The sequence below is a fragment of the Saccharopolyspora sp. NFXS83 genome, from assembly GCF_026241095.1.
Lineage (GTDB): Bacteria > Actinomycetota > Actinomycetes > Mycobacteriales > Pseudonocardiaceae > Saccharopolyspora_C.
In genome coordinates this window covers 44,751-60,504 of sequence record NZ_JAPFGB010000023.1, presented here as the reverse complement: position 1 = coordinate 60,504, position 15,754 = coordinate 44,751, and the positions used below count along the sequence as shown (strand labels likewise).

18 protein-coding genes are annotated in these 15,754 nt (G+C 69.5%); 1 reads left to right on the top strand and 17 read right to left on the bottom strand.

Annotated features, from left to right (window positions below; translation table 11 throughout):
- Positions 1-17 precede the first annotated feature (17 nt).
- Positions 18-698, bottom strand: a complete 681-nt coding sequence (locus tag OOZ19_RS22635; RefSeq protein ID WP_266092160.1) for an SDR family NAD(P)-dependent oxidoreductase — start codon at positions 696-698, stop codon at positions 18-20.
- Between the two features lie 129 nt (positions 699-827).
- Between OOZ19_RS22635 and OOZ19_RS22630 the strand changes: the two genes are divergently transcribed.
- Positions 828-1,250, top strand: a complete 423-nt coding sequence (locus OOZ19_RS22630; RefSeq protein ID WP_266092159.1) for a winged helix-turn-helix transcriptional regulator — start codon at positions 828-830, stop codon at positions 1,248-1,250.
- 131 nt (positions 1,251-1,381) lie between these two features.
- Here OOZ19_RS22630 and OOZ19_RS22625 read toward each other — a convergent pair whose 3' ends face one another.
- The 16 genes from OOZ19_RS22625 to OOZ19_RS22550 all read right to left on the bottom strand — a co-directional run bounded on the left by OOZ19_RS22625 (position 1,382) and on the right by OOZ19_RS22550 (position 15,649).
- Positions 1,382-2,065: a DsbA family oxidoreductase gene (locus OOZ19_RS22625; RefSeq protein WP_266092158.1), complete on the bottom strand. Its 684-nt coding sequence runs from the start codon at positions 2,063-2,065 to the stop codon at positions 1,382-1,384.
- 218 nt (positions 2,066-2,283) lie between these two features.
- Positions 2,284-3,114, bottom strand: a complete 831-nt coding sequence (locus tag OOZ19_RS22620) for an alpha/beta fold hydrolase (RefSeq protein ID WP_266092157.1) — start codon at positions 3,112-3,114, stop codon at positions 2,284-2,286.
- Positions 3,115-3,197: 83 nt separating this feature from the next.
- Positions 3,198-4,469, bottom strand: coding sequence for a sulfate adenylyltransferase subunit 1 (locus tag OOZ19_RS22615; protein WP_266092156.1), 1,272 nt, complete (start codon positions 4,467-4,469; stop codon positions 3,198-3,200).
- Positions 4,469-5,407, bottom strand: a complete 939-nt coding sequence (cysD, locus tag OOZ19_RS22610) for a sulfate adenylyltransferase subunit CysD (protein ID WP_266092155.1) — start codon at positions 5,405-5,407, stop codon at positions 4,469-4,471. The genes OOZ19_RS22615 and cysD overlap by 1 nt, the downstream gene beginning before the upstream one ends.
- Positions 5,404-5,997 (bottom strand): adenylyl-sulfate kinase, encoded by a 594-nt coding sequence (gene cysC, locus OOZ19_RS22605; protein WP_266092154.1) that lies wholly within the window; start codon positions 5,995-5,997, stop codon positions 5,404-5,406. The genes cysD and cysC overlap by 4 nt, the downstream gene beginning before the upstream one ends.
- A complete protein-coding gene (locus OOZ19_RS22600) occupies positions 5,994-7,322 on the bottom strand; it encodes an MFS transporter (RefSeq protein ID WP_266092153.1) in 1,329 nt (442 codons plus the stop codon). Before OOZ19_RS22600 ends, cysC begins: the two co-directional genes overlap by 4 nt.
- A gap of 12 nt (positions 7,323-7,334) precedes the next feature.
- Positions 7,335-8,105, bottom strand: a complete 771-nt coding sequence (locus tag OOZ19_RS22595; protein ID WP_266092152.1) for a class I SAM-dependent methyltransferase — start codon at positions 8,103-8,105, stop codon at positions 7,335-7,337.
- Between the two features lie 46 nt (positions 8,106-8,151).
- Positions 8,152-9,297 carry a hypothetical protein gene (locus OOZ19_RS22590; RefSeq protein ID WP_266092151.1) on the bottom strand — a complete coding sequence of 382 codons (1,146 nt, stop codon included), beginning with the start codon at positions 9,295-9,297 and terminating at the stop codon, positions 8,152-8,154.
- 159 nt (positions 9,298-9,456) lie between these two features.
- A complete protein-coding gene (locus OOZ19_RS22585) occupies positions 9,457-10,188 on the bottom strand; it encodes an SDR family NAD(P)-dependent oxidoreductase (protein ID WP_266092150.1) in 732 nt (243 codons plus the stop codon).
- Positions 10,185-10,982, bottom strand: a complete 798-nt coding sequence (locus OOZ19_RS22580; protein WP_266092149.1) for a sulfotransferase-like domain-containing protein — start codon at positions 10,980-10,982, stop codon at positions 10,185-10,187. Before OOZ19_RS22580 ends, OOZ19_RS22585 begins: the two co-directional genes overlap by 4 nt.
- A 38-nt stretch (positions 10,983-11,020) precedes the next feature.
- Positions 11,021-12,235, bottom strand: a complete 1,215-nt coding sequence (locus tag OOZ19_RS22575) for a transaldolase family protein (RefSeq protein WP_266092148.1) — start codon at positions 12,233-12,235, stop codon at positions 11,021-11,023.
- Between the two features lie 37 nt (positions 12,236-12,272).
- Positions 12,273-12,971, bottom strand: coding sequence for an HAD family hydrolase (locus OOZ19_RS22570; RefSeq protein WP_266092147.1), 699 nt, complete (start codon positions 12,969-12,971; stop codon positions 12,273-12,275).
- Positions 12,972-13,197: 226 nt separating this feature from the next.
- Positions 13,198-13,602 carry a thioesterase family protein gene (locus OOZ19_RS22565; RefSeq protein WP_266092146.1) on the bottom strand — a complete coding sequence of 135 codons (405 nt, stop codon included), beginning with the start codon at positions 13,600-13,602 and terminating at the stop codon, positions 13,198-13,200.
- Positions 13,603-13,659: 57 nt separating this feature from the next.
- A complete protein-coding gene (locus tag OOZ19_RS22560; RefSeq protein WP_266092145.1) occupies positions 13,660-13,836 on the bottom strand; it encodes a hypothetical protein in 177 nt (58 codons plus the stop codon).
- 183 nt (positions 13,837-14,019) lie between these two features.
- Complete coding sequence (locus tag OOZ19_RS22555) at positions 14,020-15,021, bottom strand: LuxR C-terminal-related transcriptional regulator (protein ID WP_266092144.1); 1,002 nt, start codon at positions 15,019-15,021, stop codon at positions 14,020-14,022.
- Between the two features lie 430 nt (positions 15,022-15,451).
- Positions 15,452-15,649: a hypothetical protein gene (locus OOZ19_RS22550; RefSeq protein ID WP_266092143.1), complete on the bottom strand. Its 198-nt coding sequence runs from the start codon at positions 15,647-15,649 to the stop codon at positions 15,452-15,454.
- Between the last annotated feature and the right edge of the window lie 105 nt (positions 15,650-15,754).

The window sequence follows — 15,754 nt, the reverse complement described above, 5'->3', positions numbered from 1 at the left end:
AGCAGGCGACCGTCCTGTCACAGGGCGACGTAGGGCTGCTCAGCTCCGTCGCGCGTGGTGTGGGCGGTCCAGTAGTGCTGAGCGATGGTTTCGGGCTGGGTCTCGGGCCCGCCGGTGCCGATCCAGGCGAAGATCGGGACGTGCGCGACGTGCACACCGGTGCCCGCGGTCGCCTGGTGCAGCTTCAACGCGTAGGTGCGCAGCGCACCGCTGCCGATGGTGGTCGTGGTGAACTCGGCGGGCCCGGCGAGCGGGTCCTGGGAAGTGCCGCCGGTGGTGTAGAGGATCGTGCCGCTGCCGCGCTCGATCATGGTGGGCAGCACCTGCTCGGTGGCTGCGATCCCGCCGTAGAGGTAGTAGTCGATCTGCGGCTGGATGTTCGCTCTGCTCGCCTGCAACGGGGCCGGGTTGCTCAGGCCGGGGACGGGGGTGTGCGGGGCGGGCGAGTACTCCAGGACGTCCACGGCTCCGAAGCGCTCCTTGATCAGGTCGAAGGCGGCGGCGACCGAGGCCGGGTCCATGACGTCGGCGGCGAAGCCGGCGGCCTCGATCCCGGCCTCGTTCAGCTCAGCGGCGAGGGCATCGAGCTTCTCCTGGGTGCGGGCGACGAGCGCGACGGAGAATCCGTTGTCCCCGAAGGCCTTGGCGATGGACAGGCCGAGTCCGGGTCCGGCTCCGACGATGGCGATGGTGGGCATGGCGGGTCTCCCTTTCCATGATCGCGCGGCGAGGTGGCCCCGCGAGTTCGATCGGCTGCTACTTACTGATCGTGCGGTAACAGGCTGAAAGGTCTGTAAGCTGGTGAGCCCCCACGGGAGGCGGACGAGATGGTGGCACCGACGAGCATCAGCGGGCCGTGTCAGGCATGGCCCGAAGACAGCGCGTTCATCCGCGAGGTGCTCGACCGGATCGGCGACAAGTGGACCGTGTTGATCATCAGCACGCTCGGCGGCGGGACGCTGCGCTACTCCGAACTACAGGCGAGCATCCCCGGGATCTCGCAGCGAATGCTGACCCAGACGCTCAAGAACCTCGAGCGAGATGGTCTGATCACGCGGACCGCGTACGCCGAGGTCCCGCCGCGAGTGGAGTACGAGCTGACGGATCTGGGCCGGTCCCTGATGGATGCGGTGATGGCGATGGCCGGCTGGGCCGCCGCCCACCACGGCGAGATCGCCGGCAACCGGGCGGCCAGTGAACTCACAGGAGTCGGCCGAGGCAAGACCAAGGTCAGCGCGTCGGCAGGCTGAGCCGCCGGTGCTCATCGCTCGTTTCCACGGTCGTTGCCTCGTCGTCGGTGTCGATGCAGCACGTTCCGGTAGCAGGATCGCATCGCCCGCTGGAGGGGTCGCCACGATCTCGAACCCGTCCTTCGCCTCGTTCATGACACGCGCTCACTCGGCACGGGCCCCGCTACTCGCTCCAGCAACCGGCCGTAGACGGGGACCTCCTGGGCGCCCGGGGCGGCCACCCGGCGTCCGAAGACGACGAACGGGACGCCGGTCGCACCCAGCTCCAGGCCCTCGGTCCGGTCGGCGCGCACGCGGTTGGCGTACTCGTCGCCAGCGAGGATCTCGCGGACTCGCTGCCCGTCCAGCCCGACCGCCTCCGCGACGCCTGCGAGCACGCCCGGGGCGTGGGGGTCGAGGGCGCCGGCGAAGAAGCCGTTCTGGACGTCCGAGAAGAACTCGAACCCGCGGCCCTGGTCGTTGGCGAACTGGACCACGCGGTGCAGGTCGAACGTGTTGGCGTTCAGCCGGTCCGGAGAGAACTCGAGCCCCTCCTCGCGCGCGATCACCTGCATCCGGCGCTCGGCCCGGAGGACGTCGGCGGCGGTGCCGCCGTGCGCGCGGATGAAGCTCTTCTCGTTCTTCTCCGGCTCCCGCGGTGCGCCCGGGTCCAGCTCGAACGACCGCATTGCGATCTCGAACCGAGCTTCGTCCGGGCGCTGCGCGATCGCGGCCTGGAGTCGGTGCTTCCCGACGTAGCACCACGGGCAGCCCAGGTCGGACCACACCTCGACGACGACCTGCGCCTCCTCGGATTGCATTAGCCGCTCAACCACCCTGCTCACCTCACCAGTAGTTCGTAACCCCATCGTGAATGAGCAGGAGAAGGCTTACAAAAGGCACTTTGAAGTGCGTCAGGACCGACCGGCAGGCACCACGCGCACATCTGCGAAGAGCCGCAGAAGGATCCGCCGCAGGTTCTCAGCTGCATTCTCGCGAGGACAGCCGAGGTTCTTCACCTGACCACCTCGACCGGCAAACGAGGACAGCTCGCTCACCGGTCGCGGAGGAATGCGAAAAGGGCCGCTGCCAGTTCGGCGGGCGCGTCCTCCTGCACCAGGTGCCCCGCTCCCGGGATCACCCGCAACTGCGCGCCGGGAACGAGTCCGGCGAGTTCGTGGCCCTTCTGCACCGGGATCCAGGTGTCCTCCGCTCCCCAGCACACCATCGCGGGCAGGTCGAGCTCGCCGTAGGAGTGCTGCACTTCGTCGGTGTAGCGCTGATCCGCCTGGGCGATCTGGCGGTAGAACGCCGGCTGCCCGGATTCCCCCAGCCACGGCTCGGTCAGCGCGTCGACCAGGGCGTCGTCGAGGCCGCGGTGGCTCGCCGACCTGATGTACTCGCGCACCAGCGCCCGGTGCATGGCCGGGGGCAGCTGTTCGAAGACCTCCACGTGCTGCCCGATCAACCGGAAGAACGGCGATCCCCACGGGGCGAGCGCCACCGGGTCGACCACGGCGAGCCGCTCGTACCGCGCGCCGTGCAGCAGGTGCGCGCGCAACGCGACGGCGCCGCCGAAGTCGTGCGCGATCACGGCGGGCCGGTCCAGTTCCCAGTGCTGGAGCAGTTCCGCGAACACCTGCCCCTGCGCGGCCAGCGACACGTCCTGGCCGTCGTGCTTGTCCGACGCGCCGTAACCCGGCATGTCCCAGACGTACACCCGGAAATGCGGCGCCAACGCGCGGGCGACGCCTCGCCAGACAAAAGAGGAGAAGGGCGTGCCGTGCAAGAGCACGACCGGTTCCTTCTCCTCTTCGCCGAGGCGATCCCAGCGAACATCGCCGATGCTGCTGCGGTGGACTCGACCGAGTTCCCACTCCTGCACGAAAGCTCCTCGTCAACTTTTCCGGATCGTCGTCACTATTCGACCGGAAAGTATGCCAGCCCCGCGGGAATGCGAATCGCCGATCACTCCGATGCCATACCGGCCGCCAACGTCGCGCCGTCCGACGGATCGATCAGCAGCAGCGATCCGGTGGTGCGCGATGCCGCGTACGAGTCCACCGGCAGCGGTTCCGCGGTGCGCAGTGCGATACCGCCGATGTCGTTCACCTCCAGCCGTTCCGGAGCGGGTGTGCGGCCGAGCGTCTCCGGGGTGAGCCGGTACTCGATGTCCCGCACGATCGCCTGCACCGTCCTGGTCGTGTGCTTGAGCAGCACCCGTCTGCCGGGCACCAGCGGCCGGTCGTGCAGGTGGCACACGGTCGCGGACACGTCGCGCCGGGGCCGCAGCGGGCTTTCGGCGGGGACGATGAGGTCGCCGCGGCTCACGTCCAGGTCATCGGCCAGCCGCACCGTCACCGACTGGGGCGCGCGGGCATCGGCGGCGGGCACTCCCAGGACGTCGATGGCGGCGATGGTGCTGGTGAGCCCGGACGGCAGCACGGTCACCCGCTGGCCGACCCGCAGCGTCCCGGACGACAACCTGCCCGCGTAGCCCCGGTAGTCGAGGTGCGCCGCGGTCTGCGGCCGGATCACGTGCTGCACGGGGAACCGCGCGGGATCAGCCGCCGGGTCGCGGTCGGCGGGCACCGCCTCCAGGTGCTCCAGCACGGTCGGCCCGCCGTACCAGTCCATGTGCCGCGACGGGAGCACGACGTTGTCGCCCTCCAGCGCGGAGATCGGGATGGCGAGGACGTCGTCCGCGCCCAGCGACGCGGCGTAGGCGACGAACTCGTCGACGATCTCGGTGAACCGCTGCTCGGACCACCCGACGAGGTCCATCTTGTTCACCACGAGCACCAGGTGCGGCACCCGCAGCAGCGCCGCGACCGCGGCGTGACGCCGGGTCTGCTCGACGAGGCCGTGGCGGGCGTCGACGAGCACCACGGCCAGGTCGGCGGTCGACGCCCCGGTCACCATGTTGCGGGTGTACTGCACGTGTCCGGGCGTGTCGGCCAGGATGAACCGCCTGCGCGGAGTGGCGAAGTACCGGTAGGCGACGTCGATGGTGATGCCCTGCTCGCGTTCGGCTCGCAGGCCGTCGGTGAGCAGCGCGAGGTCCACCGCGGTCTCGCCCAGGTGGCGCGAACCGCGGGTGATCGACTCCAGCTGGTCGGAGAGCACGGACTTCGAGTCGTGCAGCAGCCGGCCGACGAGAGTGGACTTCCCGTCGTCCACGGAACCGGCGGTCGCGAAGCGCAGCAACGACATCGCGCGGGTCTGCTCGGTGACGCCCATCAGAAGTACCCCTCACGTTTGCGGTCTTCCATGGCGGATTCGGACAGCTTGTCGTCGGCGCGGGAGGAACCGCGCTCGGTCATCCGGGACTCGACGATCTCGGAGATCACCTTGGGCACCGTGTCCGCCTCCGATTCGACGGCGCCGGTGCAGGACATGTCCCCGACGGTGCGGTAGCGCACGGTCCGGCTCACCAGCCGCTCGTCCTCGCGCGGCCCGCCCCATTCGCCGGGCGCCAGCCACATCCCCGCGCGGGAGAACACCTCCCGGTCGTGCGCGAAGTAGATCTCGGGCAGTTCGATGCGCTCCCGCTCGATGTACTGCCACACGTCGAGTTCGGTCCAGTTGCTCAGCGGGAACACCCGCACGTGCTCGCCGGGGGCGTGCCTGCCGTTGTAGAGCTGCCACAGCTCGGGCCGCTGCCTGCGCGGGTCCCAGCCGCCGAACTCGTCGCGCAACGAGAACACGCGTTCCTTGGCGCGCGCCTTCTCCTCGTCGCGCCGCCCGCCGCCGAACACGGCGTCGAACCGGCCGGTGCGGATCGCGTCGAGCAGCGGTTCGGTCTGCAGCGGGTTGCGGGTGCCGTCGGGACGTTCGCGCAGCCTCCCCTGGTCGATGAACTCCTGCACGGACGCCACGTGCAGCCGCAGCCCGTGCCGCGCGGCGGTGCGGTCCCGGTGTTCGAGCACCTCCGGGAAGTTGTGCCCGGTATCGACGTGCAGCAGCGCGAACGGGACGGGTGCGGGGGCGAACGCCTTCAGCGCCAGGTGCAGCATCACGATGGAGTCCTTGCCGCCGGAGAACAGCAGCACGGGTCGTTCGAACTCCCCCACGACCTCCCGGATGATGTGCACGCCTTCGGATTCGAGGACGTCGAGGTGCGACAGGCCGCCCGCGAGTTCGGCGATGTCGGTGATCGGTCCGGCCACCGTGGTCATGCCAACCCCCTCTGGAACAGCAGCGCCCGCAGGCTCACCACGGATTCCTCGACGCTGTGCGCGTCGGTCTCGATCCGCAGGTCCGGCCGCGCCGGCGCTTCGTAGGGCGCGTCGACCCCGGTGAGCCCGGTGAGCCGGCCCGCCTTGTGCTTGGCGTAGAGGCCTTTCACGTCACGGGCCTCGCACAGCTGCACCGACGTGGCGACGTGCACTTCGAGGAAGTTCGTGGCGCTGCGGTCGTGGCGCTCGCGCACCGCGGCACGGCTCTCGGCGAACGGGGCGATCACCGGGACGAGGGTGAGCACTCCGTTGCGGGACAGGACTTCCGCCATGAGGCCGATCCGCGCGACGTTGGCTTCGCGGTCCTCGCGGGAGAAGCCCAGGCCCGCCGACAGCGTCGAGCGCATGACGTCGCCGTCGAGCACCTCGACGCGGCGGCCCTCCTCGCGCAGCACCGCGGACAGGGCGAGGGCGAGGGTGGTCTTGCCCGCGCTGGGCAGGCCGGTCAGCCACACCGTCGCGCCGGGACGGCAGGTGCACCAACGGGTTCCGGTCGTGGTGGGCGAAGGGGAACTCGGAGCAAGGGTCATCGCACTACCTCCGTGATCGGACGGGCCGCCGCAACGGGCGCCGGGTCGGCGGCTTCGGGAGTGGGGTCCGGCGCGTCCTGATCGGGTCCGCCGGCGACGGATCCTTCGCGCGGGAGCTGGAGGGTGAGGATTCCGAGGACCACGGTCGTCACGGCGATCACGACGTAGTACCACATGAATCCGCCGGTGAGGTTCTTCAGCGCACCGGCCAGGTAGTTGCCCGCGATGCCGCCGACGCCTTGGGTGACGTTGGTGACGCCGAAGATGATGGTCGCCGCGGCCCCGCTGGCGGTCTTGGCCACGTAGGCGGGAACCAGGCCGTAGATCGGGTAGAAGGCGAGCCCGAACAGCACTCCGGACACGATCGGCAGCACGCCCACCGGCGCCACGACGAGCAGCGCGGCGGCGATGAAGAAGCACGAGTAGCACAGGACGAGCGCGGCACGAACGCCGATCTTGTCCGAGAGCCAGCCGACCGCGAACCCGGCGACCATGCCGACGACTCCGATGACACCCCAGGCGTAGGAGGCGAACTCGATGTCGAAGCCCAGATCTTCCCGCAGGTACGGGGAGAAGTAGTTCTGGAACGGCATGGACGCGAAGCCGTTGAGGAACTTCATCACCCAGACGATCACGACCCAGCGGACCAGCACCATCTTCCAGCCGGCCTTGGCGCTGTCGGGCGCCGCGCCGCCGGTGGGGGCCGTCGTGTCCGCATTGGACAGGATGCCGATCCGCCAGAAGGTGAACGCGGCGACCGCGGTGACCATGAGCGTGCCGAATCCGACGGAGTACCAGAGCCCGCGCCAGTTGTCGTCGCTGACGAACGACGGCACCAGCATGCTGTTGACGAACACGCCGTAGCTGGTGCCGCTGGAGATGAGCCCGAGCACCTTGCCGCGGTGCTTGTAGTCGATGATGCGCCCGACGATCTCGACGAGCGGCACGTACACCGACGCGGCGGTGCCGCCGAGGATGGTCAGCAGCACGCCGATCACCACGATGTTGTCGGTGACCGGGACCAGTAGCAGGCACAGCCCGCACAGGATCGCCGAGCCCAGCGTCATCTGGCCGCCACCGATGCGGGTGGACAGCCACGTCCCCAACAGGGCGAACACCAGGAACCCGAGCTGACCGGCGGCCGTGATGGTGCCGACCGCGGTGAAGCCGAACCCCAGGTCGAGACGCATGTCCGTCACGATCTGCGAGAACAGGTAGAAGCCGAAACCGTAGGTCGCGGCGACGAAGCTCGTCAGCAGCACCGTGACGACGAAGCCGATCAGCGGGCTGCGCTGCGTGCGCACATGGTGCGTTGATGCGTTCATGAGGTGATCCTTTTAGGCCTTGCGGGCGACTTGGATGATGAAGTCGGCCGCGTACGGGTCGTACTCGGCGTGGAAGTCGCCGAACCGCTCGACGGAGTCGAATCCGGCTTCGCGCAAGAGGTCCGCGAGTTCGTCGGCGAGCACCGGGTACACCTCCAGGTGGTGGGTCACCCGCCCGGCGAACTCGTAGCGGAACCGGCATCGCTCGGAGTCGACGTGGGCCACCGACACCTGCACCCCGTCGCCGCAGTAGTAGTAGTTGCCGCTGCTGCGGTAGCGGTGCGCCCGGATCGCGTCGAAGTTGCGGTGGTCGAGGACGAGCACTCCCCCGGGTTCGAGGGCGTCGTGGAACTCGCGGAGCACTGCGGCGCGCTCCGCCGGGTCGAACAGGTGCGGGAACGAACTGCCCAGGCACAGCACGGCGTCGAAGCGGCCGTCGACGGTGTCGTGCAGGTCGTTCCAGTCGCTGCGGATCGTCGGCAGCCGCACGCCGCGGGATCGCGCGTTGCTCGCGGCGCGGTCGATCATCGCCTGGCTGCCGTCGGTGGCGGTGACGTCGTAGCCGGCTTCGGCGAGGGTGACCGAGTGGAAGCCGGTCCCGGCCGCCGCGTCGAGCACCCGGCGGGCACCGGCGCGGGACAGCAGCGAGTCGAAGAACCCGCCTTCACCGGCTTTGCGCTGCTCCCAGTCGATGAGCTCGTCCCAGTGGTCCACGAGGGATTGGACGTACTGGCCCGCACCGTCTTCGACGGCGGGTTCGGGCGTGGTCGCGCGTGCGGTCATGATGTCCTCCGGAGCTGGGAGTGGACGAGAGGTCGGGCGGGCCCGGTCACGCGTGCACCGCGGCGAACGCCCGGTACTTGGCGGCGAGCTCGTCGGCGTGGTCCGCGCTGTCGGCGAGCTTCATGGTTTTGCACTCGTAGCCGAGCAACCGCCGCATGATCGACATCTCGGGTTCGGTGAAGGTCACGGTGCCGTCGGCGTCGATGTGCTCGATGCCGTCGGCGGCCTGGCAGCGCTCGTTGATCCGGACGGCCTCGGCTCGCTGCAGTCCGGCGGGCAGGTCGAGGGTCGCGCCGTGGCGGCCCACCCGGACCGGGTAACCACCGGGCAGACCGCCCGGTGCCGGGGCGTGGGCGTGGATCCCGCTGTCGGTGGCGATGCCGGTGAGCACCCGCACCGCCGAGGACGCCGTGAGCAGCTGGCCGTCCACCCCGCCGAGGCGCTTGAGCCTGCCGTTGAGCTGCCCGAACACGTCGGTGTGCGGCACGTCCCTGCTCGGGGCTCGTCCGTCGACCTCCACGTCGAGGTGGTAGGAACCGCCGCCCGCGTCGCCGGCGCGCGGAACGTAGTGGCTGAAGTAGTGCTGGGCGACCAGCCGCAGCCGCACCGCCGCCGGGTCCACGCCGAGCTCGTCGGCGAACCCGAACGTCAGCGCCGGGATGATGTTGGCGACGTTGCCGACGCCGACCGTCGGGGCGAGCCCCACCGCATCGAGCACCGGCCCCACCGCGTCCGGGAACGCTGCGTTGACGACGACCGGCTGCGCGCCGGAGCTCTGGACCGCTCGCATCAGCAGGTGGTTGAGGGTGAGGTGCATCGGCAGCCACGGACCGAACTGGGCCTGGTCCAGCTCGTCGAACACGGCGGGCGGCAGGCCGGTGATGATGCGCCACGACTGCAACGAGGCGCCCATGAACACGATGTCCGGGCGCACCCGGGCCAGCGTCTCCGCGGTGGCGTCCACGTCGTGCAGGTCGACGTGAACGGCGTCGACGGTGCCGTGCACGCCCAGGTTGGCGGCGGTGAAGCGGGCGAGGTTCGCCCGGCGCCGGATCGCCTCGACGTCGCGTCCGGCCACGACGAGGCGCGAGGTCGCCGGGTCGTTCAGCAGCATCGTGAGCACCCGGGAGGACAGATCTCCCATGCCCACCAACATGATCAGCGGCTTGTCCGATGCGGATCGGTCGTTCATGCGTCCTCCTCGGAGGGAATGCGGGACGGATTCGGCGCGGGGACTCCGCCGCCCGCGCGGGACGGGCGGCGGAGTTCCGCTCGGAAGTCTTCGCGCAACGGAGTCGATCGGTGTCTCGCCAGCGGCGGAGCCGCTGCCCGAACCGCCCGCGAAGGCTCCTCAGCGCGGGTAGCAGCCGTTGTCGGCGCGGAGGACTGCTCCGGTCATCAGCGCGGACCGGTCGCTGAGGAGGTAGGCGCACACGTCGGCCACCGCTTCGGGCGTGATGTCGCCGTCGAGCTGCTCCTGGCGCTTGTACTCGGCGTAGCGGTAGTCCGGGATCCGGTCGGCGATGGCCGTCCGGATGATCAGGCCCGGCGAGACCACGTTCACCCGCAGGTGCGGGGCGAAGTTCATCGCGTTCGACTTGGTCAGGCCGATCACACCGGCCTTCACCGTGCCGTAGAGCGCATCGGAGCTGCCGACCTCACCTGCCACCGAGGCGAGGTTGACGATGGCGCCGCGGCGACCCTCGGCGATGACGTGCCCGGCGAACCGGCGCGAGAGCCACACCGGCCCCTTCACGTTGACGTCGATGACCCGGTCGATCGTGGCGTCGTCGTACTGCTGCACCGGCTGCCCCAGGTAGAGCCCGGCGTTGTTCACCAGGCCGGTCACCTCGGGGTGCGCGGCGAGCACCACGTCCAGGAACGCGTCGCAGGACTCGTGCGCGCCGACGTCGACGGTGTGCACCTCCAGCGGCCGGCCCGCGTGCTCGTCGGCGAGGGCCTTGAGGCCGGGTTCGTCGATGTCGCCCGCGATCACGGTCTGGCCGTCGTCGAGGCAGCGCCGCACCAGGGCACGTCCGACGCCGTTGGCGCCGCCGGTGATGATGACCTTCTCGATGCTCATGGCGTCGTCTCCATCTCGGGCCGCCCCGCCTGTTCGGGGATGTCGAACGCGCCGCGCGGCGCGGGGTGGATCCGGAACCGGTCGAGGTGGTCGTAGTAGGGCTGGCAGTGGTCCACGAACTCCCGCAGCCGCGGCTCGTCGGCCAGCGAGAACCGGTAGTTGCGCGCGGGTTTCGCAAAACCGCTGCTGGCCGCCACGTCGTCGTGCCAGCCGCTCCACGTCTTCCACTCCGGCGCCTCGCCGGAGGACCAGTTCAGCGCCTCTGCGCGGAAATCGAGCCCGATCGCGGCGCAGTAGGCGGCGAGCGTGCCTTGGGGGTCGGTGGCCAGGTCGGCGGCGTTGATCAGCGCCGGGACCTCGCCGGTCAGCTCGCGGACCTCGTCGAACAGCCGGGCCAGCTGCTCGTAGCCGAGCACCTCGCGGGTGAGACCGGGGTGCACGGTGGCGTGCGAGAGCACGGCCTCCGCGGGGTCGCGGATGAGGAAGGTGTTGGTCTGCCCCAGCAGGAACTCCGGGTCGGCCAGCAATTCCTCCAAGGCGTGGTAGGGGAAGTCCTTGTGGAACACCGGGGCCTCGCGGCGCGCGGCGCGCATGCGGTCCCGGATGTCCGGATAGGTCATCGGGTGGTCGGGGTCGGGGTTCTTGTGCGGGATGTCGGCGCGCTGCTCGTGCACGAAGAACAGGTAGGCGAACTCCTCGTGGAAGACCGTGAAGTCCCCGCGTTCGATGAAGGAGCGCTCCAGCGCCGTCGACATCGAACGGGGATGGCTCCACAACGTGATGGACCGGTGCATGTTCCTCTTTCCCTTGCGTAGTCGTGATCCCTGGACGGTCAGCTGGAGGCCGCCAGCAGCGGCGTCCGGTGCCGGTCTCCCTGGTGCGCCTGGCGGGCGGCGAAGTCCAGCAGCGCCCGGTTGTTCTGCATCACCTCGGCGTAGGTGGAGATGAAGCAGCCGTACTGCCCGAACTCCGCGGGTGCCATGCCGTTGACGGCGTAGGCGTCGCGGAACGACGGGAGCCGGTCGAGCTTGCGCAGCACGTCGTCGGGCACCTCGTCGTCGATGGCACCGGGGCGGAACTCGCCGAACTCGTCCTCGCGGCGGAGGAGTTCCGCGATGAACGACGGCTTGCAGGTGTAGGCGATGTCCGCACCCGCGCTCTGCTCCAGGTGAGCGCTGAGCCAGCCGTCGGCGGGATCGTCGGTCTGCAGGCTCGACAGCAGCAGCTTGATCGGGAGCCCGCGCTGCCGGATCATCGAGTGGATCCGCTTGAGGATCGCCAGTTCCGCCCACCGCAGGTCGCGGGTCTCCAAGGTGATGCCCCGCGCGGCGGCCTCCAGCTGCAGGTCGACGTTCGCGCCGAACCGGCCGATCATGTGCGTGAACACCGCGCGCCACCGGGAGAGGTCTCGGCCTGCGGCCCGTGCTTCGACCAACCCGTCCTCGACCGCTCGCACGCAGGCCGCGAACTGCGGCACCGTGTACGACAACGTCCCGTTGATCGAGATGCCTTCGGCTACCAGGTCGCGGACCACCTGGTAGCCCTGCGCGGTGCCGGGCACCTTCACCATCAGGTTCGGCGCGATCGCGGCGAACCTCCTGCCCTGCTCCCGCATCCGCTGTGCCTGGAACATCACCCGCGGGTCGAGCTGGCCGGAGACCCAGCCGTAGCGGCCCTCGGTGGCGTCCCACTGCGGTCGCATGTGGTTCGCGGCCCGGCGCAGCACCTCCTCGTAGACGGTGCTGAACGCGTCCTCAGGGTCGGTGAGCCCGGTTTCGCGCAACCACCCCGCCCACTTGCGGGAACCGGAGAGCACGCTCGCCGACACCAGCGACGGGTTCGTCGTCACCCCCCGCACCAGCGATCTGCCCGGATCCTCGGGATCCAGGAACCGGTCGAGCCGCCCGGCCCAGCGCTCGCGGGTCGCGGAGTCCGGCGCGGAGGCGAGCAGCCCGTCGCGCCAAGCGGGGAAGTCGAGCGGTGAGGAGTCCCACCAGATCTCGGCCGTGTCGTGGGTGCGCTGCAGCTTTTCCAAAACGCGTGACAAGTGGATCAACCTCGCTTCTCGTACCGGTGAAGGACGTTCAGGACGCGGCGGACGGGTGCGCCACCGCGTCGACGAGACCTCCCGAGCTCCGCAGCCGGTCGATCAACCGCGGCAGTTCGGACATCGCGGGGAAGGGGTGCGCGCCACGTTCCGCGAGCACCGGGCCCATCCCGCTGCCGGGCGGGGCGTAACCGAGGACGGTCATGCCTGCGGCGACTCCGGCGCGGACGCCGGGAACGCTGTCCTCGACGACGACGCAGTGCGCGGGGTCGACCCCGGCGTCGCGGGCGGCGTGCAGGAACAGGTCCGGGTCCGGTTTCCAGGAACCGACCTCGTACGCGCTGTGGACGCGGTCGCCGAAGTACGACAGCAGTCCGGTGAGCCCGAGCGTGTGGTGGATCTTGTGCAGCGGAGCGCTGGACGCGACGCAGTAGGGCACGTCCACGACGTCGAGGACCTCGCGCACTCCCGGTACCGGGACCAGCTGCGCGTCGAACGCCTCGGCCGTGCGCCTGCGGAATTCGTCAGTGAAGTCGGCGGGCACCCCGCCCCGGCGCAGGCCGGCCAGTTCCGCCACCCACTCGGCGACCTTGCGTCCCCGGAGGTGCTCCAGCGCCGCGCCCGAGGTGAAGGCGATCCCCAGTTCGGCTGCCATGTCCCGCAGCACCTCGGCGCTGAGCCGTTCGCTGTCTACGAGCACGCCGTCGCAGTCGAACACGATCAGTTCCACGTCCATGTCGCCCACTTTCCGGATAGCCTGAATTCGCCTTCACTCGAACAGCGGCCACCGAACGAGAAAGGAACGATTCAGGGCGCACTGCTTCCGGGGAATAATTCTCTAAATCGCATTCAACGGCTGATGCGGTCGCGCGAGGGAGAAGAATGACGGGGTGCGGTTCGGCCGTCCGCGGCACCGAATGGACCCGATCGGCGTCCGGCTGCCGACCGGATTTCGCGGCGGACTAGCGCACGCCGAACAACCCGCGGTAACCGTGGCAGACGTCGTCCGAACCGTGCACCTTGACGATCTCCCGGACGTGCATCGAGCGGAACATGATCCCGTTGTGGTCGCTCGCCTCGATGTCGAACACGGCGACCCGCGGGGAGGCGCCGACGGAGGTGACCCGGACGACCACGGCACTGCCTTCGACGACGGTGGTCAGCTGCCGCGCGTCGTGCCGGACGCTCACGCTCGCCTCGTCCTCGTCGAGCGCCGCTTCGAGGGATTCGACGGCGGCGACCTCGCTCAACCACACCAGAACCGGGGTCGCCAGCACCGGGAGATCGCCGCCCCAGCGCTGCGCGGTGTCCGACGGGCCGACGACGTGGTCGATCTCAACGTGGCTGCGCACCTTGTTCGGGTTCACCACATCCTCATTCCCGGGCCTGGTCGCCTCATGTCCTCGTCGCAAAGTGGGAGGCGCTCACACCGCGTTCGTCATCCGCCAGCCGTTGCCGTTGCCGTCCTGCGCGCCGAATCCCAGAGCGGATTCCGACACGATGGCGGAACCACCGGCGAGCCCCGGGGTGCCTCCCTCTGCCACGTGCGGGAAAACGAGCGCGCCGGCAATGATCACCATGGAAGTGGTCTTCGCGTTCACTGTGGTCCCCTTTTTTGCGAAGTGCTGCGACTGTGGTTCCGAGACTTTCGATTAACCCCTTGCCTCGGTGACACAATCATCGTGCGTGCTTCGCAACGAAGTCCAGATACGTCGGCTGTCAGCTTCCTGACTGGCAGCGAACTACCACGCGCACCCGCATCGCGAGGGTGCAAATACGCCGAATCAGCGGTACCCCTCGTCTTCGAGCAGGCCGAGGTGCTCCGAGAGAGCACCCGCCTGGAACCGGCTCTCCGCCCGCAGGTGCGACATGATCGCCGCGATGTGCCTGCGGCAGGTCCGGACCGACATCCCCAGTCGCCGCGCGATCAGTTCGTCCTTCGCCCCGGTCGCCAGCTGCCCCAGGATCGAACGCGTCAGCTCGGAGCGGATGTCGTCGACCTCGTCGTCGGGACCGACCCCCATCGGTCGCCCCGCATCCCACATGGACGTGAACGTGGCGGTCACGAAGTCGACCACCGCGGGTTCCTTGATGCGCAGCGCGCCCTTCGAGACGTCCCCGCCGTCCAGCGGGATGTAGGCGACCTCCCGGTCGTAGACCAGCAGCCGGCGCGGCACGATCGGCACCGTCTTGATCAGCCCACCCGCTTCGGAGACCTTCCTGGCGTGCTCCTGCGACGGCGGATGCGACCGCGTCGAGTGCTGCAGCAGGATCCGCAGTTCGATTCCGCGCGCCAGGATGTCCAAGTCCACCTGGAGGATGCGGTCGATGTTGCCGGCGTCCATACCTCCACCGGGATGCGCGATCAGGACCTGCTGGGCGGCCTGGCGGGCGCTGTCGGCGATCAGCTGGTTGATGGTGGCGACGTCCTCGATCACGTCGATCGCCTCGTGCCGCCGCTGCGCCCGCCGACCCTCGTAGTAGGTCGGCAGCAGGCACATCACCTCGCCACGCATCCGCGCCAGCTCGACCTGCCTGCGACGGATCTCCGCCTCGTCGTCGTACAACAGCTCCGCGAGCGCCGTTTCCGGGCCCACGGCGTCGTGTTCGCGCTGGCCGTCCGGCGACACGCGCAGCAGCCGCAGCGCCAGCAACAACTGCTCGGCGTCCACCACCTCGCGTTCGGTCAGGCCCAGTTCACGCGCGGCCTGCCCGTTCGTCCAGGACGGAGTGGACACCGCGAACTTGTACAGCGCGACCGACTCGGGGGACAACCGTGCCTGCATTCTCCGTCTCCTCCTGGCAGTTGCTCGGACCGCGAAGCCCGTTGAACTGGGAGAACCGATACGACCGAAACCAGCTCACTCTAACGGCCCGGATGCGTCAGCATCCGGGTCCCGGAAGAGATGCCGTTCCCGCTTCGATCCGCGTTCCCGCCCAGGTGGCGGGACCCGCGAATGCGGGTTTTCCGGACATCGGCACTGGTAGGAGAGCAGGAGCGGATCCGAGGCCAGTGAGCTCCGCTGAATCCGCCGAAGGTCGGCGAGGTCCGTTCGGTCCCGCGAACCACGTCCGATCAGACGTACCCGGGTACCGGTGAACAGGTGATCGAAATGGTCTGCCGCAACCGGGGCCGCCGGTGTCGCACCTCCTGTCGGCGTGGTGTCCCGGATGGCGACGGGACGTCCCCGCGGACCGTCCCGCGGGGACCGGCCCCTATCCCGCCACTTCCAACCGGGCGCTGACGGGGCGGTGGACGCGGGTGCGGATCGGCGCCTCGGCGCGACGCCGGCTCGCCACCCGCAGCGCGGGCTGCGGAGCCGGAGCGGCCCCGTGCTTGATGGCGTGACCGGCATCGATGCCGTAGGCGAAGTCTCGGACGACGTTCCCGCAAGCGGTGAGCAGTGCACGCATCGTCGGGTTCCCTTCTCGAAGGCTGTTCGGTGAGCTGCCACAAGCATGCGGCGCGCCCAGCGGCGTTTCGAGTGGCGGCAACGCCATTTAGCGACAAGATCCAGC